Source organism: Prevotella sp. P3-92, assembly GCF_002251205.1.
Classification (GTDB): Bacteria; Bacteroidota; Bacteroidia; order Bacteroidales; family Bacteroidaceae; genus Prevotella.
The window spans coordinates 1-20921 of sequence record NZ_NPJE01000013.1 but is presented as its reverse complement, the minus strand read 5'-3'; the positions used below and the strand labels follow the sequence as shown (position 1 = coordinate 20921).

Genomic DNA, 20921 nt, shown 5'->3' with positions numbered 1-20921 from the left:
TTTGAAAGCATGAAATAACGCTTCTATAAGCATAAACTTAGTGGCAGACATAATAGTGACAGACATAAAACTTAAGACTATGCAGAAGTATGCAGACTATATCAAAACGATAGAGATCGATGCTCTTTGGAGTGGCAAGAAACACATTGTCTGGGACCTCGATCCGAAAGTCAATGTCCTCAGCGGCATCAACGGCGTGGGCAAATCCACCATTCTCAACAAGGTGGTAAGAAGCGTTGGGGTAAACGGCGATATTGTCAACCATCTGTTGAAAGGCGTACATCTGACTACCGCACCCGAAGATGCCACACATATCCGCTTTGACTTGATTCGTTCACTCGACAGCAACCTCTCGCAGACATTCTCCGAGAGTGAGGGATTCATACACCAAGCCTTGTCAGTACTGGCTGGCGTAGGGGGCGGTTCACTACTCGATCTGCAACTCTACCAGCTTCAACGCAAATATCTCGACTATCAGGTGAACATCGGCAACCGTATTATCGAAGCCCTGCAACGGGGCGATGCCCACATGGCTCAGCAGTTGTCAGAACCTAAAAAGCGTTTCCAAGACATGGTTGATGAACTCTTTGCCGAAACAGGTAAGAAGATGGTACGCAAAGAGAATGAAATTCGTTTCACACAGATTGGCGAGACGCTACTGCCTTACCAGTTGTCGAGCGGTGAGAAGCAGATGCTTGTCATCCTACTCACCGTACTTGTAGAGGATCATCAGCCCTATGTGCTCTTCATGGACGAACCAGAAGTGTCGCTACACATCGAATGGCAGAAACGCCTCATCGAGCTCATCGTAGAGCTTAACCCGAATGTTCAGATCATACTCACCACCCACTCACCTGCCGTCATCATGAGCGGATGGTTGGATAAGGTGACAGAGGTCAGCGATATTACGGTATGAGCAGCAGACTGACAGATCATATCAACAGCCAGTATTTCGAAGCCGCCAACAGGCTGACATCGAAACAAGCACGTAGGCGCATTGTGGCTTACGTGGAGAGTTACGATGATATTTATTTCTGGCGGACGGTGCTCAGTCGCTATGAAAATGAGCAACGCTACTTTGAAGTGATGTTGCCCTCACACCGCAAACTGGAACGTGGGAAGAAGTCGGTGCTGATGAATTTTGTAGAAGGACATGTGGGCGAAGACATGATAGCTTGCGTTGATGCTGACTACGACTACCTTATGCAAGGCCGCACTCCTCAGTCGAAAAAGATATTGGAAAGCCCATACGTGTTCCACACCTATGCTTATGCTATAGAGAATATGCAGTGTTATGCGCCATCGCTCCATGAAGTTTGTGTGGCAGTAACCCTCAACGACCATCGTATTTTCGATTTCGAAGATTATTTCCAGCAGTACAGCCAAGCCATCTTTCCACTCTTCGTTTGGTCGGTATGGGCTTATCGCACCGGCAACCACAACCGTTTCTCGCTTACCGATTTTTCAAGAGTTACTGACCCTGGAGGCTTCAGCGTAGGACATCCACAAACCTCTATCGACCATCTGCGCCGTAAGGTTACTTCGCGCGTTCACCTCTTACAGAATCAATTCCCAGGCAATAAGGCTCAATACCTTCAGACCAAAGAAGACATCAAAGCATTGGGAATCACTCCAGACACTACCTATCTCTATATTCAGGGCCATTCGCTCTTCGACAATGTGGTGGTGCCCATACTCACTAAAGTGTGCAATCGACTGCGGCAGGAGCGACAGGATGAGATCATGCGCACTTCCTGTCACCATACCCAACGTAAAAACGAGATGTCCTGCTACGAACACTCGTTGCAGGACATCCGTCAGATGTTAAAGAAGAATACAGGGAGTCAGGTTTCACAACCATTCCTTCGGTTGCTTGCCGATCTGTCGGCTTATCTCGATGCGTCATCTGCTACAACCGACGATAGCGACTCCCCTAATCCCGATATAATGCAATCCTGATATTCAGGAGCACACTTTCTTTGCTCAAGAGAGCACGTAGGTTTCCAAGAATTTGATAGTTCCCTCGCTACGCACCTCTTTGGCGGTGGCAGGTACCAATACAGTTTCTCCTTCGCGAAACGGCATATTCTCGCCATCAACAGTCAGCGTACCCTCACCCTTCATGCCTATCAAGATGACAAACGAGTCGAGTTCGCTGTAATCAATGGTCATGGGTTCGTCCAAATCATAGACAGCAGTATTGAAATAAGGACACTCTACCAGCAGTTCCCCCTCGTTTTTGCGTGCCTCATAGCGTGTACGATAGTCGGGAAGCACCGTATAATCAATACTCTCCGAAGCCTCTTGGGTGTGTAGCTGGCGGTAGTTTCCGTCTTTATCCTTTCGCTTAAAATCATAAATACGGTAAGTCACATCGCTAGTCTGCTGTATTTCAGCCAGGAAACATCCGGCGCCAATGGCATGGATGCGTCCCGCAGGAATGAAGAAGCAGTCGCCTTCCTTGACAGGATATTGCGCCAATGCATCACAGATAGTATCATTAGCCACCATCTCTTTATACTGTTCTGGTGTGATTTGCATCTTCAGTCCATTATAGAGTTTGGCCTCTGGTGCAGAATCCATCACAAACCACATTTCGGTTTTACCGCGACTCTTGCCTTGGCGATGGGCTATTTCATCGGTGGGATGCACTTGGATAGAGAGGTCCTGTCGTGCATCGATAAACTTGATGAGTAATGGGAATTCGGTACCGAAACGCTCGTAGTTGGCCTTTCCCACGAGTTTCTCCTTCATATCATTCACCAATTGATTGAGCGAACGTCCGTCACCCACGGCTATGGTTTCATTATCCTTCACTCCCGAAATCTCCCAGCTCTCGCCAACGTTATCCATTTTTGCGTCGAGATGCTTGAAGGGAATGATGCGGTCGCCACCCCAGAGTGTCTGTTTGAGCAGCGGTTGAAATTTGAATGCTTTCATTTTTTCTCTCGTTAATATAAGTTCTTTAGGGTATTTATTCTGCTGTATTCAATTGTCGGTCCAGAAGCCACGAGTGAAGAGCACCATAACCGACATGATTTCCAGACGTCCTACAAGCATGAGAAACGAACAGATCCATTTGATGCCATCAGGCAGTCCTGCCCACGACATCACAGGACCGATCTCTGTTCCGAGAGTTGGTCCGACATTGCTCATACAACTCAGCGCTATCGTAATGGCATTGGTATTGTCAATGCCGGCAGCAATCATAATAGTAGCGGAAATAAGACACATCACCACATAGAGTGCAAAAAAAGCCAATAGCGTCGCCACCTTTGAAGAAGGCACATTCTGTCCGTTGACCTTGATAGGCAGTACGGCACTGGGATGGAGTATCTGCCGAAACTCATTCTGCATGGCTTTGAGTACCATCGAACCGCGGATACATTTGAATCCGCCACTGGTACTTCCGGCACAAGCTCCAAGAAACATACATATTCCGAGTATCACCCAAGTGATATGGGGCCACGCTCCAGCATCGTCGTTGAAGAGTCCTGTGGTGGTAATAAACGACACCACTTGGAACAAGGCACATCGGAAAGCGCGTTCTGTGCCGTAACCATTATTATAGATCAGTATGGCCATGATAACGATAGCTGAGAAAGACACTACAAAGAGATAGAGTCTGAACTCCGAGTTTTGCACCAGTTGTCGCAGTTGCCGTTTAAAGATTACTATATATAATAAGGTAAAGTTGATTCCCGATAGAAATTGGAACAAGAGTGACACATATTCTACGGCAGCACTATGATAGTGTTCCACACTGTCGTTATGGGGTGCAAATCCTCCCGTTGCAGTAGTTGTCATTGAATAGTTCACACTGTCAAACCATTCCATCCCCGCCGCATAATACGAAAGGATACAAGCTACAGTAAGCACAAGGTAGATGCTGCAAATCCATTTAGCATTGGTGCTCAACCGTGGGTGCATCTTGGTGCGCACAGGGCCAGTAGCCTCAGCGGCAAACACCTTGACGCTTCCGCCCACCAACGAGGGTAGAATGGCAATGGTGAAGAATACGATGCCCAGTCCACCAATCCATTGTGACAGAGATCTCCAGAAGAGTAATGCATGGGGCAGTCGCTCCACGTCGTCGAGAATGGTGGCTCCCGTAGTGGTAAATCCCGACATGGTTTCAAAGTAGGCATCTGTCACGCTGTTGATGTATCCTCCGATGATATAGGGCAACATTCCAAACAAGCTATAGAGCAGCCACGATAGTGTGACTACGAGATACGCAGTTCGCCGGCTCATGTCGTTGGTTGCGTTACGTCCCAAGTATTTGAATATGAAGCCGCAACATCCAGTGAAGAGAGACGAGATGAGAAATGCCATGATGTCATCCTCTTGGTAGCATCCCGCCATGAGGGCACATCCGCCCATCAGCAGTCCAAGCATGATGAGCAGTGATCCCAGAATCTTGTATAGTAACTTCGCCTCTACCATATTGTCGATGGTTTGAAGTATTTTTCGAGATTTTTCAGGTTGTGCTCATGACAGAACATCATGACAGAATCGCCCGGCTCTATCTGTGTGAATCCATTGACAAGGATTCCTTGATTGTTGCGCACCAGTCCACCGATCGTTACACCAATCGGAAGTCCGAGATCCTTCACTGGCTTTTTGGTAATCTTCGATCCTTCGGCAGCCACAAACTCAGCCACGTCAGAATCGACTATCATCAGCGATCTCACATTGCTGACGTCAGCGTCGAGCATCATCTGATAGATATGGCTGGCAGCAATGGTTTTCTTATTGATAATGGTACCGATGTCCAGACTCTCTGCCATCTCCACATAGTCGAGATTTTCCACCATGGCGATGGTTTTCCTCACGCCCAACCGTTTGGCGGTAAGACAGGCAAGGATATTTGTTTCTGCATTGTCGGTCAGTGCGACAAACGCCTGTGTGTTCTGTATTCCCTCTTCCTGAAGCAGTCCGAGGTCGCGTCCGTCACCGTGAATCACCATGGCATCGGTGTCCAACAGCAGTTCGTTGAGTCGTTCACAGCGTTGTTCGTTCTTCTCTATGATTTTCAGATTCATGTATTCAGGCAGTGTCAGTCCCACGCGCACAGCGGTTTTGCTGCCTCCCATGATAATCACGTTCTTCACATCGGCATAGTGTTCCTTTCCGGTGAATTTTCTCACATAGGGTATGTATTCACTGGTGGTCATAAAATAACAGAGATCTCCTGTGCGGAGTTCATCATTACCACCGGGAATGAGTGTCTCTCCGTTGCGTTTCACAGCCACTACGTGGTACGGTTCTGTTGGTCCACATAGTTCGCGCAGTGGTTGGTTGAGTATCTCGCAGGTCTCTCGCAGTTTAATGCCGAGCATGACGAGTGCCCCGTTGTGCACATCCCATCGTTGTCTGACCCACGACATTTTGAGTCCGTTGGTAATATCTATGGCTGCCAGAACTTCTGGATAGATCAGCGAGTTGATGCCCATCTTCTCGAAGAAGGGTTTAAGGTTTGGAGCGAGATATTCATAGTTGTCGATGCGTGCCACGGTTTTCTTCGCTCCCAGCGAATGTGCAATGATACAAGCATTCATATTCTGGCTCTCGTCGGGAGTGACTCCCACAAAGAGGTCGGCTTTATCTACATTAGCTTCGCGCAGTATTTTGATACTTGTGGGAGATCCCACAACGGTCATGATATCAAACTTGCTATCGAGGTCAGCCAGTCGTTCGGCATTGGCATCGATAAGCACGCAATCCTGATGATCGCGTGAAAGCAGTTTTGCTAGGTGCACACCTACGGCACCTGCTCCGACTATTACAATCTTCATGATATAATGGCTTTGCGGATGCCCTCGGCATCCAGTCCTACAAGGTGATCGAGTTGTGCCACAGTTCCATGTTCCACAAAATGGTCGGAGGGCAATCCCCGTCTGATTACTTCGGGATGGTAGTGGTGATCTGCCATCCATTCTACTACGGCAGAACCGAGTCCTCCGTCTTTCACTCCATCTTCTACGGTGACGATGCGGTCGAAGTGTTCTGCCACTTCGGCAAGGATATTCTCGTCGATGGGTTTGAGGAATCGCATATCGTAGTGTGCCACATCAAGGTCTTCGATGGCTTTTGTCACATGATTACCAATCGGTCCGATGGAGAGCACTGCAGTATGGTGTCCGTCTTTAAGTTTACGTCCTGTGCCTACTGCGATTTCCTCAAGTGGACAACGCCAGTTGTGCAATACTCCTCCGCCACGTGGATAGCGGATGACAAACGGCCCTTTGTCGGGCAGTTGTGCGGTGTACATCAGCCGGCGCAGTTCATGTTCGTCCATGGGCGATGCGATAGTAAGATGTGGAATGGGTCTGAGTGCTGCCAAGTCGAAGGCTCCATGGTGTGTTGGTCCGTCTTCGCCCACCAGTCCTGCCCGGTCGAAACAGAACACTACATGCAGTTTGAGCAGTGCCACATCGTGTATGATATTATCGAAAGCACGTTGTGCAAAGGCGCTGTAGATATTGCAGAAGGGGATGAGTCCGTCTTTCGCCATTCCGCCTGAGAAGGTCACAGCGTGTCCTTCGGCTATTCCCACATCAAAAGTGCGGTCTGGCATGGCTTGCATCATGATATTCATGGAGCATCCTGTGGGCATGGCAGGAGTCACTCCCACAATCTTCGGATTCTGCTCTGCCAGTTCCAGCAACGTATGTCCGAACACATCTTGATAGCGTTGTGGTTTGTCGGGTGACTGGTCAACGAGTCTTTCTCCTGTGGCAGGATCGAATTTTCCAGGTGCGTGCCAAGTCGTTACGTCTTGTTCTGCTGGTGCATAACCGTGTCCTTTCTGTGTGTGGAGGTGCAACAGTTTCGGACCTTTCATGTCTTTCATCTGTTTCAGTATGCGCACCAGTTCTCCGACATTATGTCCGTCGAACGGTCCAAAATATCTGATGTTCATGCCATCGAAGATATTCTGCTGATGGCTAATGGCAGATTTCATGGCATTCGACAGTCGGATGAGTCCTTTGCGTCGGTCTTCGGGCAGTAGTCCCCATTGATGCAGTTTACTTGAAATCTTAAACCGCAGTGCATTATAGGTTTCGTTGGTACTGAGGTTGAGCAGATATTGCTTCATGCCTCCCACCGACTGGTCTATCGACATATTGTTATCGTTGAGAATGATAAGCATGTCGTTGGGCGACGAACTGACGTTGTTGAGACCTTCAAAGGCGAGGCCGCCGCTAAGTGCTCCGTCTCCTATAACAGCCACCACATGTCTGTTGGTATTTCCAGTTTTCTTTGCTGCAACAGCCATACCGAGTGCTGCCGAAATCGAGTTACTCGCGTGACCACACGCAAAGGTATCGTATGGACTTTCCTCTGGCGACGGGAAGGGTTTGATGCCTCCGAGTTTTCTATTGGTACAGAACTTTTCGCGTCTGCCTGTCAGTATTTTATGGCCGTATGCCTGATGGCCTACATCCCATACGATACGGTCTTCGGGAGTATTAAAGACATAATGCAGTGCTACCGTCAGCTCCACGACTCCGAGGCTTGATGCCAGATGTCCGGGGTTGACAGATAGTTCTTTAACGATATCGTTGCGCAGTTCTTTACAGAGTAATGGAAGTTGTTCAACTTTCAGTTTGCGCAAGTCATCTGGATAAGTGATATGATTCAGTAAATCCACTTTTTCATTCTATTTGCCTACAAAGGTACGATTAAGTGAGAGAAAAACCAAATAAATTTGAGTTTTTCCGAGCGGGAGTATCTTCGCAACACGGTTGCCAAGGTAGTGCAAACCGAGAATTATCATTACTATTAAAGAGATTTCCATAATATATAATATGTTCGCGCGCAATTCATACAGAAATTTGAGTTTTCAAAAAATTTCGACCACTCGAACACCACTACCATATAACACGCAGTAGTTCTGAGCGTTAAATGGTGGTCGAAGCCCAAGAATTTCGACCACCCTTCGACCACATCGACCACACCTATTGCATCTATCATCAACCCGGACCAACTTAGCGAGCCATGTATATCGATGTATAAATGGGAGTTGTAAGTTTATCACCTTTTCTTCAAACCTTGATAATATTTTTATCAAACGTTGGATAATACCTTTATCAAACGTTGGATAATACTTTTATCAAACGTTGGATAATACTTTTATCAAACGTTGGATAATACTTTTATCAAACGTTGGATAATACTTTTATCAAACGTTGGATAATACTTTTATCAAACGTTGAAAATACCTTTGTCAAACGTTAGGTAATACTTTTGTAAACGTTGGGCAATACCTTTACCAAACGTTGGACAATACTTTTGCTAACTATTGAACAACACCTTGTCAAAACGTTATTACCCAAAAATTTCAATCAGTTTTATTTCAGAGCGACATCCTTCATTATAGATGGGCATATATGAGGCGGATACGCTTACCACATTCTGTGGCCGATGTGGTCGGATATTTTTGAAAACTGAATTTTTGGTACTTTTATATCTGCCGCAGGAGAAAACAAAAAAAATATCCACCCCGCGTGTCACAAAACTCGCCCATCATACGTTATATAGATGAGTCACGGAAAGAAATAACATGGATCTCGAAGAGTTCAACAAGCGCATCGTTGTGCTGCGACCAACACTGATGGAAGCTGCTAAACACATGAATGGGAATGACGCCTCAGCCGAAGATTTGGTACAGGAGGTCATGCTCAAACTGTGGAGCATGCGCCAGCAACTCGACAGGCACCCTAACCCGAAGGCACTGGCACTGAACATGCTACGCCATAAAACCATCGACGAGCAACGCCACAAACAATTGGAATACGGGCGACCAACGGCAGAACCATCCTCAGAAGAAACCACCCGACATGTGGAACGACAAGACGAACTGCGACTCATAGGCGAAATCATCAATCGGTTGCCTGCCCTACAAGCTCAAGTGCTACGACTGAAAGACATCGAGGGCTACGAGACCGAAGAGATTGCCTCCATCACGGGAGCATCACCAGAAAACATCCGCCAGTGTCTGTCAAGGGCACGAAAGACTATCAGACAGGAATTTATTAAAATGACAATAAGATGAAGATCGACAGAAACAAAGTGAAGGTATTGATAGACCGATACATGAACGGCGAGACTACAGCTGACGAAGAGCGACAACTGCGCCACTTCTTCCGCACAGCACAATCTTTGCCCGACGAATGGCTACCGCTGCGGGCCCTCTTTGCCTACGTCGATAGCGAAGCGGAAAAGAGTTGTCTGCCTGCCGAAACACAGGTAAAACACAAAACCATCAGCCTCCACCACATCAGGAAATGGTGGTTGGCAGGAGCTGTGGCAGCATCGCTACTACTGGCTACTGGACTGTTTTGGCCCGATGAAAAAGAAGATCGCAACTTTGCCGTGATTGACGGACAGCGCACCACCAATCAGCACATCGTGGAACAAGAGGCTGAACAGGCACTGCAACTGGTAGCCATCACCGACGAGGAAGCCTTTGGCGCACTCGATGAAATCAACTGACAACGTAAAAATGATACGAGATATGATAAAACGGTTATTATTCACAGTATTATGGACCACCATATCAATGCTTACCGTCCACGCACAGACCGGACTCGAAATAGACAGGGCTTTCACCCGATACGGTCATGAGAAAGGATGCAAAATGGTGGAAATGTACGATGCTCGACTTCGGGGCTATCAACTCCACGTCTATAAGAGTCTGACCTATAAGACACAGGGGAAGGCCATCGACGCACTGCTGAAAACAGACCGAAAAAGGGCGAAGAAAATACGTGAAGTGGTAGAAGACGGACACATCACAGGCGGATACTACATGATGCCCACACTTCCGTCGGGCATGGAGCGCTACATTCTCTTCAGCAACGCTGCCGGTGGACGGGGTGCCCTCATCTATATTGAGGGAAATATCAAGCCCGACGACATCATGAAACTCTGTTACACACGATAAAACGAATCATAAAAGAAACACAAAATATGGAAAAAACGACATTTCTTGCTGCACTGCTCACCATCATAGGAGCAGGCTGCACAATGGCAGAAACTGCACAGGACACCACCTTTGTAGTCAACGACAAACAAATTGTGGTCAACGAAAAAGACGGAGCGACAACCGTGGGCGTTTATAACAACAACGGCAACGAACTGAAGAAAATCAGCGAAACAACCTACGTCGATGGACAGGAAGTGAGTCAGATCTACGTTTCGTCTCCCTTCCTCCGCTCATCATGGGAACGATCCAAACGTAAGAAATTCGAAGCACACAATGCCAACTTCTATTTCGGTTACCGCTATCTGACAAGCGATGCCTTTTCATTCTCTGCAGACCAATCGCTCTACACAAAAAATTCCAACTCCTACGAAATTGGCATTGGCGCCCTCAACGTAGCCATCCCCTTCAACCGTCAGAACAATATCGGACTGGCAATAGGCATGCAGGTGGGATACACACGCCACGCTTTCGACAGCGGACATGCGCTATTCATGGAGGATAATGTGGCAACCGTCAAACCTGTTGAAGCGGAAGAACGCATCCGCAAGAGTTATATGAGTTACTGGTCGATGCGCATCCCCGTCATGTTGGAATACCAGCAATATCTTGGTCGTCGCGATGCTTTCATCGGTGCTGGTTTCTCGTTTGAGTTTCGCGACAAAGAGCATGCACGCTACAAAACCAAGCACGACACCTTCAACTCCGCACGCGATCTGAGCATCCACACAGCAGGAGTCAATTTTGAAGCCTACATGGGATGTGGTGATTTCATGTTTCGCTTCACCACAGGACTCACACCATTATTCAAGGGAGGGCAAGGCCCGAAGGCCCACACCTCCAGTATCGGCATCGGTTTCTGCCTATAATCTCTCACCATCCACTCTCAATAATTATTGCCGGAAAGTACAATCCACTTTCCGGCAATTTTATAATATTCTTCGTCTTACTTCATCTTCCATTGTCCTTTCACCTCAACCATGGGGATGGTGATTTCCTCTTTGGTGGAATCGGCAAAATGGAGAAGGAGGAAGGCATGTGTAAAATGGAGGGTGGTGTCGCGTTGCGCACGAACGGCAGTCACTTGATGGAGTCCGCCGTGGTTTTCTTTTTGTTCCTCCATGTAATTGCGATAAACCAGAACCATTTGGCTGCGGTAGTTCTGCGGCATAGAGTCGGCAGTGGCTTTACCGTTGAGAAAAGCCTCGTAGTTACCCGCAAGGAGTTCGTCGTAGTAACCTTTGGCAGCCTGCAGGGCAAGGTCATCGGGATTAGGTTCCTCGTGGCAAGCGGTAAGTGGCCACAAGCAGAGAAGGCAAAGCACGGAGAGGTGCTTCGCCTTCAGGTGGGTTATCATCGTGATGATGTGTTTCATTGTTTCTGCGGTGTTATTTCTGACGCACAAAGACGTTGATGGGTGTTCCCGTAAGCGTCCAGTTGTCGCGCAATTTATTTTCCAGGAAGCGCTTATAGGGCTCTTTCACATACTGTGGCAGGTTGGCGTAGAACACGAAGGTTGGAATCTGCGTATTGGGCACCTGCGACACATATTTAATCTTGATGTATTTACCTTTGATAGAGGGTGGCGGAGTCGCCTCGATGAGTGGCAACATCACCTCGTTGAGTTTCGATGTTCCTATCTTGATGGTGCGGTTCAGATACACCTGCTTGGCAGTTTCCAACACTTTGAAGATGCGCTGTTTGGTCAGGGCTGAAGCAAACACGATGGGGAAGTCGGTAAAAGGTGCCATGCGTTGGCGGATGGCATTCTCAAAGGTCTTCACCGCTATCTGCGACTTATCTTCCACCAAGTCCCATTTGTTGACCACTACAACAAGCGACTTATTATTCTTCTGTATCAATTGGAAGATGTTCATATCCTGAGCCTCAATGCCTCGTGTGGCGTCGATCATCAAGATGCAGACGTCGCTGTTCTCAATGGCACGGATGGAACGCATCACACTATAGAACTCCAGGTCTTCCGACACCTTATTTTTACGGCGAATACCGGCAGTATCCACCAGATAGAAGTCGAATCCGAATTTATCGTATTTCGTATAGATAGAGTCGCGCGTTGTTCCGGCAATATCTGTCACGATATTGCGGTCTTCACCGATAAAGGCGTTGATGATGCTCGATTTACCGGCATTAGGTCTGCCCACCACGGCGAAGCGTGGCGTTCCGTCTGCCACGTCGTCAATCTCATCGGTAGAGAGTTTCGACACCACGAGGTCAAGCAGGTCGCCTGTTCCCGAACCCGTTGCTGCACTCACGCAGTAGGGGTCGCCCAGTCCGAGTCTGTAAAACTCATACTGGTCGTAGAGGTGTTTACCGTCGTCTGCCTTGTTTGCTACGAGCACAACGGGCAGTTTCGAACGTCTCAGAATATTTGCCACATCCACGTCGAGGTCGGTAAGTCCGTTTTGGATATCTACGAGGAAGAGCACGAGGTCAGCCTCTTCGGTAGCCACCAGCACCTGTTTGCGGATTTCTTCCTCAAAGATGTCGTCGCTGTTGACAACCCATCCTCCTGTATCTACTACGGAGAATTCGCGTCCGTTCCATTCACATTTGCCATACTGTCGGTCGCGTGTGGTACCTGCCTCATCGCTGACGATAGCGTGGCGGGTATTGGTCAGACGGTTGAAAAGTGTGGATTTGCCCACATTAGGGCGTCCAACGATAGCTACTAAATTTGCCATATCTGTTTTTGCTCTTGTTGTTTCTGTTTTTTGTTGTACATGGGCCTTGTGAGGGCCTCTTGCTGATAGGGTAAGAGGGGGTATCGACTGTCTTTTCCGAATTCTTTTTTATTCCGGATTATAACCAAACGAGTCGAGTTCGCGTTGCGATGATCGCCAGTCTTTATCCACCTTGACGAAGGTTTCAAGGAAGATGGGTTTGCCGAAGAATTTCTCTAATGCCTTGCGAGCCTCGGTATTCACTTTCTTCAGCGCCACACCCTGGTGGCCGATGATGATGCCCTTCTGGCTGTCGCGCTCCACATAGATCACAGCATTGATATGGATATTCCGGTCTGTCTCCTTGAAGCGTTCCACGCGAACCTCCACTGCATAGGGTATCTCCTTATCGTAGTAGAGCAGGATTTTCTCGCGGATAATCTCCGAAACGAAGAAGCGAGCGGGTTTATCGGTCAACTGCTCTTTGTCGAAGTAGGGCGGTGAGTCGGGCAACAGTTCTTTGATGCGTTTCAGGAGCATATCCACTCCAAACTTGTTTTTCGCGGAGATGGGCAGAATTTCTGCGTTAGGCAGTAGCGTGTGCCATTTCTCCACGATGTCTCCCAGCGTCTTCTGGTCGCTCTCGTCAATCTTGTTGATGAGTAGCAGCACAGGGATTTTCATCTTCTGCACCTTCTCCAGAAAATCCATGTTCTTCTCTGGGTTCTCCACCACATCGGTCACATAGAGCAGCACGTCAGCATCCTGCAATGCCGATTCCGAGAAGGCGAGCATCGACTCCTGCAGTTTGTAGTTGGGTTTCAACACTCCTGGTGTATCGCTAAACACAATCTGCATATCGTCTGTATTGACAATACCCATGATTCTGTGGCGAGTGGTCTGTGCCTTAAAGGTAGCGATGCTGATGCGTTCACCCACGAGTTGGTTCATGAGCGTCGATTTTCCCACGTTGGGGTTGCCTACTATGTTTACGAATCCTGCCTTGTGCATCTGTTGTAGTTTCTTTGTGGATGGATGGTGCGGACCGCAGATGGGTCCATTTCAGTTTATGAAGAAACCGACGGGAGCCATTGAGCCCTTAGGTTCAACAGCCCCCGTCAGGGTCTTGACGTGTATTATTTCGCGCCGTCGTAAGCCCACTTGTAGTAGCTTGCTCCGTGAACGAATCCTGCACCGAAGGCAGTGAAGATCATGTTGTCTCCCTTCTTCAGTTTGGCTTCGTTTTCCCAGAGTGCCAAGGGGATAGTGGCGGCAGAAGTATTGCCGTAGTGTTCTATGTTGACCATCACCTGATCCATAGGAAGCTCGAGGCGTTTGGCAACAGCTTCGATGATGCGCATATTTGCCTGATGAGGAACCACCCACTGGATGTTGTCCTTGTTCAGTCCGTTGCGCTCTGCCACGAGGGCACAGTCATCGCTCATATTGGTCACAGCATAGCGGAACACGGTGCGTCCCTCCTGATAGAGGTAGTGCAACCGGTGATCGATGGTGAAATAGCTTGGAGGACAAACTGAACCGCCGGCTTTCAGGTGCAGGAACGGAAGTCCCTTACCGTCAGCACGGAAGTAGGAGTCCATCACACCGATATTCTCTTCCTCGGTGCCTTCTACCAGCACAGCGGCAGCACCGTCTCCGAAGAGCGGGCAGGTAGCGCGGTCCTTGTAGTCAACCACCGACGACATCTTGTCGGCTCCAATCACGATAATTTTCTTATAGCGTCCACATTGAATCATAGACGCTGCCACGTCGAGCGTATAAAGAAATCCGCAGCATGCAGCCCAGAAGTCGAATGCGAAAGCATTCTTCAGGCCAAGCTTACCAAGCACAATGCTGGCTGTTGACGGGAATTTATAATCGGCCGTCGATGTGGTTACAATCACGGCGTCAATGGTATCGGGATCTACGCCGGTCTTCTGCATCAGCTGCTTGGCTGCTTTACGTGCCATGTAGCTGGTGCCCAGACCTTCCTCCGTAAGGATGCGGCGCTCCTTGATGCCAACGCGTGTCATAATCCACTCGTCATTGGTGTCAACCATGCGCGACAACTCCTCATTGTTGAGCACGTAGTCGGGCACATATCCGCCAATACCAGTGATTATTGCGTTGATTTTTCCCATCTTTCTTACTCAGCGCCTTCGTCCATTACGATAGCAATCTTACCACGGTAGTATCCGCAAGTGGGGCATACGGTGTGGTAGATGTGATAAGCGCCACAGTTAGGGCATACTGCCAATGTGGGAGCTACTGCCTTGTCATGGGTACGACGTTTGAGAGTACGGGTCTTTGACTGTCTTCTTTTAGGATGTGCCATAATGCTTTAATCTTTTTTCATTTGTTATTCTTCTAATTTCAGTTTCGCCAGTGCGGCCCAGCGAGGGTCTGCTTCCTTTGCCTCCTCTTTGCCGCTTCGGACAGCACCGCTCAGCTCAGCGAGCTTCTGCGTCATCGCACTATTGCATTTTCCAGGTGCATGAACGTGCTTGATGGGTATGGCAAGTGCCACAAACTCATAGATGAGCCATGACGTGTCGAGTATTCCTTCGTTCTCGTCCACTATCACAACCTCATCATCGTCGGTATTGGTCTCCGCACCCAGTTTCGCAATCAGCATATTGTCGGTCACGATGGGTTGACTCATGTCATCAAGACACAAGTCACAAGGTACGGTGACTGTGCCCTCGGTATGAAACTGGAGTTCGAAAAAGCCGGTTGCCTTGCGTATAGACACCGACACATGCAATGCTCCGCCCTTCACTTCCGAGGCGTTGAGAGCCTTGAAAAATGCGTCGTCAAGGGTGTACTCCCGATGCATTTCATCGGTTTTCATTGCCTTCAGATCTATTTTGAAAGTCTCTAAACTACACATAATCGCACTATTACGGACTGCAAAGGTACAAATTATTTATGAATTATAGAGTAGTTCACTCTTTTTTTTCACTTTTTAACGTCATTTCTTCATCATTTCCATACATTTCCCCCTGTTTTCCACTGTAACTTTGACTTTAACCTTGAACTTAACCGTATCAATAGCGCTTCAGAAGTCACCGCAGTTTTTTACGCATTTCCACAAAATTCCTTATCTCCCCAAGTAAACACGAAACCAAGGAATCACGTAGTTAACATCCAAGGGCACGACGATGGTTAAGGGTAAAAAAAGAGCCACGCCTACACAATATTATATATACACGTGCGTTATATTAAAGATGACATGGATTAACCGACAACAGCAATTCAAAACTGCCCTTGTCGCTGCCGCACTACTGGTGGCAGTGACCTCACTACTGGTGTCCAAATGGCTGGCAAACGACCTCGCAGCAGAAGAATACAAGCGCATGGAGCTATGGTCGGATGCACTCCACACCCTCAACAATGCAGACCAGAACACCGATCTCTCCCTGGTGCTCCATGTCATCGAAGACAATAACAATATCCCTGTCATCGTCATCGACCAAGACGGCAACGTCACCGACCACCGTAACATCAGCATCCAAGCCACCGACCGTGCAGACACCATCGCGCAACTCACCCGACGCGCACAACAGATGAAAGCTGCAGGTCGTTACGTCAAGATTGACGGCAACAAGCCAGGAGGTTTCCAACTCGTCTGTTACGACGACTCTACCATGATACGCCGCATCACCGTATGGCCACTCATCCAACTCGGTATTGTGGGAGGCATTGTCATCATAGCCATCCTCGCCCTCGTCTCCTTCAAGCGCACCGAACAAAACAAGCTATGGGTGGGACTCTCCAAGGAGACCGCCCATCAGTTGGGCACCCCCATCTCCAGCATCATGGCATGGGTAGAGATCCTCAAGGAGGAATACCCCACCGACCCTTATGTGGGGGAGATAGAGAAAGACGTCTCCCGTCTCAACACCATCGCCGACCGATTCTCCAAGATTGGTGCCGTTCCTGAGCTGCTGCCCACCGACATCTGTCGTCTCCTCACCGACGTCACCACCTATATCCGCAAGCGCACCTCATCGCATGTGTCATTTCAGGTCAGTCTCCCCTCCCATCCCGTCATGGTCCCCCTCTGCCCTTCCCTTTTCGAGTGGGTGACAGAGAACCTATGTAAGAATGCCATCGATGCCATGCAGGGGGAAGGCACCCTATCCCTCGTCCTCACCGACCGTCCCACATCCATCATCCTCGACGTGACCGACACCGGTTGCGGAATGAACAAATCCATCGCCAAGCAGATATTCTCCCCTGGATTCACCACCAAGAAACGCGGTTGGGGACTCGGCCTCTCCCTCTCCAAGCGCATCATCGAGAAGTACCATGCCGGTCGCCTCTTCGTCAAAGCCACCGAACCTCATCACGGCACCACCTTCCGCATCATCGTCAAGAAGTAATCCACGGAGCGCACGGAGTGTTTAGTTTATGGGTTATGGGTTAGAGATTTTTTAAAGATTTTATTTCTGCATAAATTCCGTCTAAATTCCAATGATAGATTTCTGGCCATAGGCCATATTTTTATTAAAGATTTCCTCCAAAGATTTACCTATGGTTTGTTTTGTCGTGACTCAGCATAGTGAAAGCGAGCTCTCACTCTGTCTTCGCTACTCCAAAACATCTTGCCGTAGGCAACTAAAAAAATCCACGGAACACACGGACAACACGGAGAAAGATTTTTGTTTATTATTTTACTTAAAATTGGCAACATTGATCTATCCCCGTGTCAATTGTCCCTATGTCATTTTTGAGGTATTGTTCATCTTTGTGCCATGACAGACACTGCTGTTGTTCCTGATACGCCTAATTTTGCGGATGATGCCTTGATTGTGGCCTTGCCAGCATTCATTCCGCTCTTTACGACAATGATTGCTCGTCCTTTGTATGTTGTCACATTGGCAGAGGTCTTAGGCTCAATGTCTTTCAAATTTGCAGAGGCAGCAGCAAGGAGCGAGGCTTTACCATACACGCTTACAGTCAGTTGGATGTCTGCGTCTGACACGACATTTCCTTTGGCATCAGTCACCTCGAGCGTGACATAGGCAAGGTCTTGCCCGTTTGCGTGTATTTGTTTGCGATCTGGTGTGAGTCTAATGGCTGCAGGCATTCCGCTTGTGCGCAGTATGCTTTCCTTCACTTCGTTGCCATCTGCATCAAGCGACACAGCTTTAAGGGTGCCTGGCTGATATTGCAGCGGGATGACTGCCTTGTATTGTGAGGCCATGCTGACATTCCTTTCCGCCACGAGACTATCGTTGAGATACAGGCGCACCTTTGGTGCTTTGGTGTATATTTCGGCTTCGATGGTCTTGTTTTCCCATCCGCTCCAGTTCCACGACTCCCATGTGGGCCATACAGACCACAGCGTTTCTGTGACATGTCCGTTGCGGTAGTTGTCGGGCTCTTTCACAGCAAGGTAAATGTCTGGAGAGCCATCCTTAGCGTTCCACAGCATGTCGCGGTAGTGCGATATAGGTTTGCGCCAGCCAGTGATGTCGACATCTCCGCAATATGCCCCGTGGTAAGGAAAGTGCTTGGCTTGGTAGTGCTCGCCCCGTTGTTCCCCTTCGTAGTGGAACTGCCCGATGGCCGACTCGCCGAGATAGTCGAGTCCTGTCCATACCATGTCGCCAATGATGTATGGACGCTCAGAGGTGTGTTTCCAATTGGCGAATGCATCGCGCGGATAACTCTCTGTCTGCCACATCACACGTTCGGGGCATCGCAGGTGGTCGCTTTCTGCCTTGTGCATCATGTAATTGTAGCCCACTATGTCGAGCACTGCCGCATGCGGGTCGAATATCTCCCAGTCGCTATCCCATGAGCATAGTGCCTCTGTGACAGGACGTGTTGGATCGAGAGATGTCACAACATTCTTGAAAGTTTGCGCTGTGTGTATGACACGTATGTCCTTTCGTTCGATGACTTCATTTCCGATACTGTATGATATGACACATGGGTGATTGCGGTCGCGCAGCACCATGGCGGTAAGATCCTCCCTGTAACATGAGTCGATGACGAGGTGGTAGTCGTACTTGGTCTTTTCAGACCTCCATCCGTCGAACGCCTCATCGATGACCATCATGCCGATGCTGTCGCAAGCATCGAGCATAGCTCGTGTCTGAGGGTTGTGCGATGTTCGTATGAGGTTGAATCCAGCCTCTTTCATCAGCCTGACCTTACGTATTTCTGCCGCATCGTATGCCATGGCTCCGATGACTCCATCGTCATGGTGCACGCAGGCTCCATTGATGAGCGTTGGCTGCCCGTTGAGCAAGAATCCTCTTTTTGCATCATAACTGAAAGCTCGCACTCCATGCCTTATGGTTAGCTGTCCAACTTTTATGTCGTAAAGTTTAGGATGCTGCGGTGACCATAGCTCCACATCTTTGAGCACTCGTTTTTCTGTTTGTCGTCCCTCGTATGCTATGCTCACGGTAGCTGAATCAGCATGGGTACCATCTCCTGACATGCCATAGATGCTGTCTGTGCGCACGAACAGCTTTTCAGGATTGTCTATCTTGTTTTGATCGTATTTTTCGAGCCACACATGGCGATATATGCCCGAACCGCTGTACCATCTGCAGTTAGGTTGATGCGAGTTGTCCACTCGCACAGCAATGGTGTTGGTGCCTTTTTTGACAAAAGGAGTGATGTTGACTTTGAATGGCGTATATCCATAAGCATGACCGCCTGCATGCTCACCGTTGACATACACCTGGCAATTCTGATACACGCCTTCGAAATGAAGCCATATTGTCTCGCCTTTGTCTGTTTTCAGTTCTGATTCCTTCACCTGCTTGCGATACCATCCGATGCCTCCGGGGAAGTATCCTCCGTCATTGCCTGATGGTGCGTCTTTTGCGGGCGCATGGAATATGTCCCAGTCGTGCGGCAAGTTTATTCGTTTCCATTTGGAATCGTCCAACTGTACGTCTTGCGCATTCTTTACGTCTTGTTCGATGAATCGCCAGTTGAAATCAAAACTGTCTTTTTTACTTTGCCCACATGCTGCAGATGACATGCAAAGGAAAAGAATTGTTGATAATAAGGATAGCTTCATTTTTTTAGTCAATTATTTATTAATATAACCTAATTTCCGTAATACTATAATTTAATGTTTTTATAAACCCCTAAGCAACAAAAGTTCTTAGTGTAGCTAAGCGGCACAGCCGGTTACTTGCTTTGACAAGCAGAAGTGTCGATTCGCTCAGGATTTTGCAATGTCAGAAATTATATCTATTTAGTATTGGATTTAGAAATAAATAAATAAGACTCTGACACTGCAAAAGTATAAAAATATTCTGAGAAACTCACAGCTTTTAGAGTATTTTTTTCGATTATGAAGCAATTTGATGCTCTTTTAGCTCAAACCATAGATTCCAGCTTCGTAGTGGCAAGGAACGCATCTTCGTCAAAGCCACCGAACCCCATCACGGCACCACCTTCCGCATCATCGTCAAGAAGTAATCCACGGAGCACACGGATGACACAGAAAAGATTTTCGTTAAAGATTATTTTAAGATTTTCGTGATTTCTGTGCGACATTAAAAAATCCGTGTTCTCCGTGTGATCCGTGGATAAAAGATTTCCGTGATTTCTGTGATTTCGACATCATCCAGACATGATATGATGCCTTCATCAAAGAGGAGTTGGACAAAAGAAGGCTTCCGTGAAATAATGGATTGAATTGATGCCAAAAATCCATCGTTCTGTAAATATATTAAAACTTACTTTATGTCTTGTTTGTAAAGTTACAATACCCACATTGTACAAAATGATAATATTGAGGGTTCTTGTAAGGCTTTACATGATTTTTATGGTTTGACCTGTGGTTGAGCCTAAAAGATGGGGTTGTTGGGCTTATGGTAGGGTGTTTTGGGGTGGACTCAGGATTCTCTCCGTCGGTTATTTGGGGAACAACAAGGCGTTATAAGCCCGTGGAGGGAGTTTAGGCGTGGTTGGACCATAGGATCCGTCGGGATAGACGAAATGGCTTTATTCGCCGAGAAAATGCTCGGTGTGGGACAGGAAGTGCAGGATTCCACCTCGGCTGGCTTGAGGCAAAAGGCATTTTTCTGGTTTGCGGTTGCTGAAGGGTACTTTGCCAGCCATGAGCCAGCCATGACGGTGGCTACTCGTCGAGTTTTCGATAGTTTCTCGACCGACATTCGTTGCTCTTTCGTTCGTTTTTCGCTTGTTCCTCGTTCGGTTCTCGATCGGTCTTCGATAGACTAACGAATAACGAACGAGAGACGAACGAG

The 20921-nt window shown here is 48.1% G+C and carries 20 protein-coding genes; 7 read left to right on the top strand and 13 right to left on the bottom strand.

Annotation, left to right across the window (positions count from 1 at the left end; all coding sequences use genetic code 11):
- Positions 1–79 precede the first annotated feature (79 nt).
- Both CIK93_RS01080 and CIK93_RS01075 read left to right on the top strand, forming a co-directional pair.
- On the top strand, positions 80–916 hold the full coding sequence (locus tag CIK93_RS01080) for an AAA family ATPase (RefSeq protein ID WP_094389523.1): 837 nt from the start codon (positions 80–82) through the stop codon (positions 914–916).
- The gene (locus CIK93_RS01075) at positions 913–1959 is read left to right on the top strand and encodes a DUF4435 domain-containing protein (protein ID WP_094435436.1); all 1047 of its coding nucleotides are present in this window, start codon (positions 913–915) and stop codon (positions 1957–1959) included. Before CIK93_RS01080 ends, CIK93_RS01075 begins: the two co-directional genes overlap by 4 nt.
- Positions 1960–1983: 24 nt before the next feature.
- On the opposite strand, the gene CIK93_RS01070 is transcribed toward CIK93_RS01075, so the two are convergent.
- The 4 genes from CIK93_RS01070 to dxs are packed head-to-tail and all read right to left on the bottom strand — an operon-like array spanning position 1984 to position 7657.
- On the bottom strand, positions 1984–2940 hold the full coding sequence (locus CIK93_RS01070; protein WP_094446324.1) for a type I phosphomannose isomerase catalytic subunit: 957 nt from the start codon (positions 2938–2940) through the stop codon (positions 1984–1986).
- A gap of 48 nt (positions 2941–2988) precedes the next feature.
- On the bottom strand, positions 2989–4446 hold the full coding sequence (locus CIK93_RS01065) for a TrkH family potassium uptake protein (protein ID WP_094446323.1): 1458 nt from the start codon (positions 4444–4446) through the stop codon (positions 2989–2991).
- Positions 4440–5798, bottom strand: coding sequence for a Trk system potassium transporter TrkA (gene trkA / locus CIK93_RS01060; RefSeq protein ID WP_094435430.1), 1359 nt, complete (start codon positions 5796–5798; stop codon positions 4440–4442). Before trkA ends, CIK93_RS01065 begins: the two co-directional genes overlap by 7 nt.
- Entirely contained in the window at positions 5795–7657 is a 1863-nt protein-coding gene (gene dxs, locus CIK93_RS01055) for a 1-deoxy-D-xylulose-5-phosphate synthase (protein WP_094389502.1), read from the bottom strand. The genes trkA and dxs overlap by 4 nt, the downstream gene beginning before the upstream one ends.
- A gap of 912 nt (positions 7658–8569) precedes the next feature.
- Between dxs and CIK93_RS01050 the strand changes: the two genes are divergently transcribed.
- From CIK93_RS01050 to CIK93_RS01035, 4 genes are read left to right on the top strand one after another with little or no spacing between them, the layout of a single operon-like run.
- Positions 8570–9061: an RNA polymerase sigma factor gene (locus tag CIK93_RS01050; RefSeq protein WP_094446322.1), complete on the top strand. Its 492-nt coding sequence runs from the start codon at positions 8570–8572 to the stop codon at positions 9059–9061.
- Complete coding sequence (locus CIK93_RS01045; RefSeq protein ID WP_094446321.1) at positions 9058–9501, top strand: hypothetical protein; 444 nt, start codon at positions 9058–9060, stop codon at positions 9499–9501. The genes CIK93_RS01050 and CIK93_RS01045 overlap by 4 nt, the downstream gene beginning before the upstream one ends.
- Before the next feature lie 22 nt (positions 9502–9523).
- Positions 9524–9952 (top strand): hypothetical protein, encoded by a 429-nt coding sequence (locus CIK93_RS01040; RefSeq protein WP_254046574.1) that lies wholly within the window; start codon positions 9524–9526, stop codon positions 9950–9952.
- Positions 9953–9978: 26 nt separating this feature from the next.
- A complete protein-coding gene (locus CIK93_RS01035) occupies positions 9979–10860 on the top strand; it encodes a hypothetical protein (protein ID WP_094446320.1) in 882 nt (293 codons plus the stop codon).
- Positions 10861–10937: 77 nt separating this feature from the next.
- Here the strand turns inward: CIK93_RS01035 and CIK93_RS01030 are convergent, their stop codons facing one another.
- The 6 genes from CIK93_RS01030 to CIK93_RS01005 all read right to left on the bottom strand — a co-directional run bounded on the left by CIK93_RS01030 (position 10938) and on the right by CIK93_RS01005 (position 15523).
- Entirely contained in the window at positions 10938–11366 is a 429-nt protein-coding gene (locus CIK93_RS01030) for a hypothetical protein (protein WP_094389498.1), read from the bottom strand.
- A 13-nt stretch (positions 11367–11379) separates the two neighbouring features.
- Complete coding sequence (der, locus tag CIK93_RS01025) at positions 11380–12693, bottom strand: ribosome biogenesis GTPase Der (RefSeq protein ID WP_094435420.1); 1314 nt, start codon at positions 12691–12693, stop codon at positions 11380–11382.
- Positions 12694–12801: 108 nt separating this feature from the next.
- A complete protein-coding gene (era, locus tag CIK93_RS01020; RefSeq protein WP_094439582.1) occupies positions 12802–13683 on the bottom strand; it encodes a GTPase Era in 882 nt (293 codons plus the stop codon).
- A 125-nt stretch (positions 13684–13808) separates the two neighbouring features.
- The gene (locus tag CIK93_RS01015) at positions 13809–14813 is read right to left on the bottom strand and encodes a beta-ketoacyl-ACP synthase III (protein ID WP_094389496.1); all 1005 of its coding nucleotides are present in this window, start codon (positions 14811–14813) and stop codon (positions 13809–13811) included.
- Between the two features lie 5 nt (positions 14814–14818).
- Positions 14819–15007, bottom strand: a complete 189-nt coding sequence (rpmF, locus tag CIK93_RS01010; RefSeq protein ID WP_094389495.1) for a 50S ribosomal protein L32 — start codon at positions 15005–15007, stop codon at positions 14819–14821.
- Between the two features lie 24 nt (positions 15008–15031).
- Positions 15032–15523: a DUF177 domain-containing protein gene (locus CIK93_RS01005; protein ID WP_336410091.1), complete on the bottom strand. Its 492-nt coding sequence runs from the start codon at positions 15521–15523 to the stop codon at positions 15032–15034.
- Positions 15524–15899: 376 nt separating this feature from the next.
- On the opposite strand from CIK93_RS01005, the gene CIK93_RS01000 reads away from it, so the two are divergent.
- Positions 15900–17057: a PAS domain-containing sensor histidine kinase gene (locus CIK93_RS01000; protein ID WP_173815104.1), complete on the top strand. Its 1158-nt coding sequence runs from the start codon at positions 15900–15902 to the stop codon at positions 17055–17057.
- A 359-nt stretch (positions 17058–17416) separates the two neighbouring features.
- Here the strand turns inward: CIK93_RS01000 and CIK93_RS00995 are convergent, their stop codons facing one another.
- The 3 genes from CIK93_RS00995 to CIK93_RS13800 form a co-directional block, all read right to left on the bottom strand.
- A complete protein-coding gene (locus CIK93_RS00995) occupies positions 17417–19720 on the bottom strand; it encodes a glycoside hydrolase family 2 TIM barrel-domain containing protein (RefSeq protein ID WP_094446319.1) in 2304 nt (767 codons plus the stop codon).
- A gap of 305 nt (positions 19721–20025) precedes the next feature.
- Entirely contained in the window at positions 20026–20205 is a 180-nt protein-coding gene (locus CIK93_RS00990) for a hypothetical protein (RefSeq protein WP_094446318.1), read from the bottom strand.
- A 450-nt stretch (positions 20206–20655) separates the two neighbouring features.
- Positions 20656–20921: hypothetical protein (locus CIK93_RS13800; RefSeq protein WP_216820885.1), on the bottom strand; the 266-nt coding region annotated here is incomplete at its 5' end.

Coding starts and splice junctions, on each gene's coding strand:
- CIK93_RS01080 (WP_094389523.1), top strand. CDS start 80: ATGCAGAAGTATGCAGACTATATCAAAACGATAGAGATCGATGCTCTT.
- CIK93_RS01075 (WP_094435436.1), top strand. CDS start 913: ATGAGCAGCAGACTGACAGATCATATCAACAGCCAGTATTTCGAAGCC.
- CIK93_RS01070 (WP_094446324.1), bottom strand. CDS start 2,940: ATGAAAGCATTCAAATTTCAACCGCTGCTCAAACAGACACTCTGGGGT.
- CIK93_RS01065 (WP_094446323.1), bottom strand. CDS start 4,446: ATGGTAGAGGCGAAGTTACTATACAAGATTCTGGGATCACTGCTCATC.
- trkA (WP_094435430.1), bottom strand. CDS start 5,798: ATGAAGATTGTAATAGTCGGAGCAGGTGCCGTAGGTGTGCACCTAGCA.
- CIK93_RS01050 (WP_094446322.1), top strand. CDS start 8,570: ATGGATCTCGAAGAGTTCAACAAGCGCATCGTTGTGCTGCGACCAACA.
- CIK93_RS01045 (WP_094446321.1), top strand. CDS start 9,058: ATGAAGATCGACAGAAACAAAGTGAAGGTATTGATAGACCGATACATG.
- CIK93_RS01040 (WP_254046574.1), top strand. CDS start 9,524: ATGATAAAACGGTTATTATTCACAGTATTATGGACCACCATATCAATG.
- CIK93_RS01035 (WP_094446320.1), top strand. CDS start 9,979: ATGGAAAAAACGACATTTCTTGCTGCACTGCTCACCATCATAGGAGCA.
- CIK93_RS01030 (WP_094389498.1), bottom strand. CDS start 11,366: ATGAAACACATCATCACGATGATAACCCACCTGAAGGCGAAGCACCTC.
- der (WP_094435420.1), bottom strand. CDS start 12,693: ATGGCAAATTTAGTAGCTATCGTTGGACGCCCTAATGTGGGCAAATCC.
- era (WP_094439582.1), bottom strand. CDS start 13,683: ATGCACAAGGCAGGATTCGTAAACATAGTAGGCAACCCCAACGTGGGA.
- CIK93_RS01015 (WP_094389496.1), bottom strand. CDS start 14,813: ATGGGAAAAATCAACGCAATAATCACTGGTATTGGCGGATATGTGCCC.
- rpmF (WP_094389495.1), bottom strand. CDS start 15,007: ATGGCACATCCTAAAAGAAGACAGTCAAAGACCCGTACTCTCAAACGT.
- CIK93_RS01005 (WP_336410091.1), bottom strand. CDS start 15,523: ATGAAAACCGATGAAATGCATCGGGAGTACACCCTTGACGACGCATTT.
- CIK93_RS01000 (WP_173815104.1), top strand. CDS start 15,900: ATGACATGGATTAACCGACAACAGCAATTCAAAACTGCCCTTGTCGCT.
- CIK93_RS00995 (WP_094446319.1), bottom strand. CDS start 19,720: ATGAAGCTATCCTTATTATCAACAATTCTTTTCCTTTGCATGTCATCT.
- CIK93_RS00990 (WP_094446318.1), bottom strand. CDS start 20,205: ATGTCGCACAGAAATCACGAAAATCTTAAAATAATCTTTAACGAAAAT.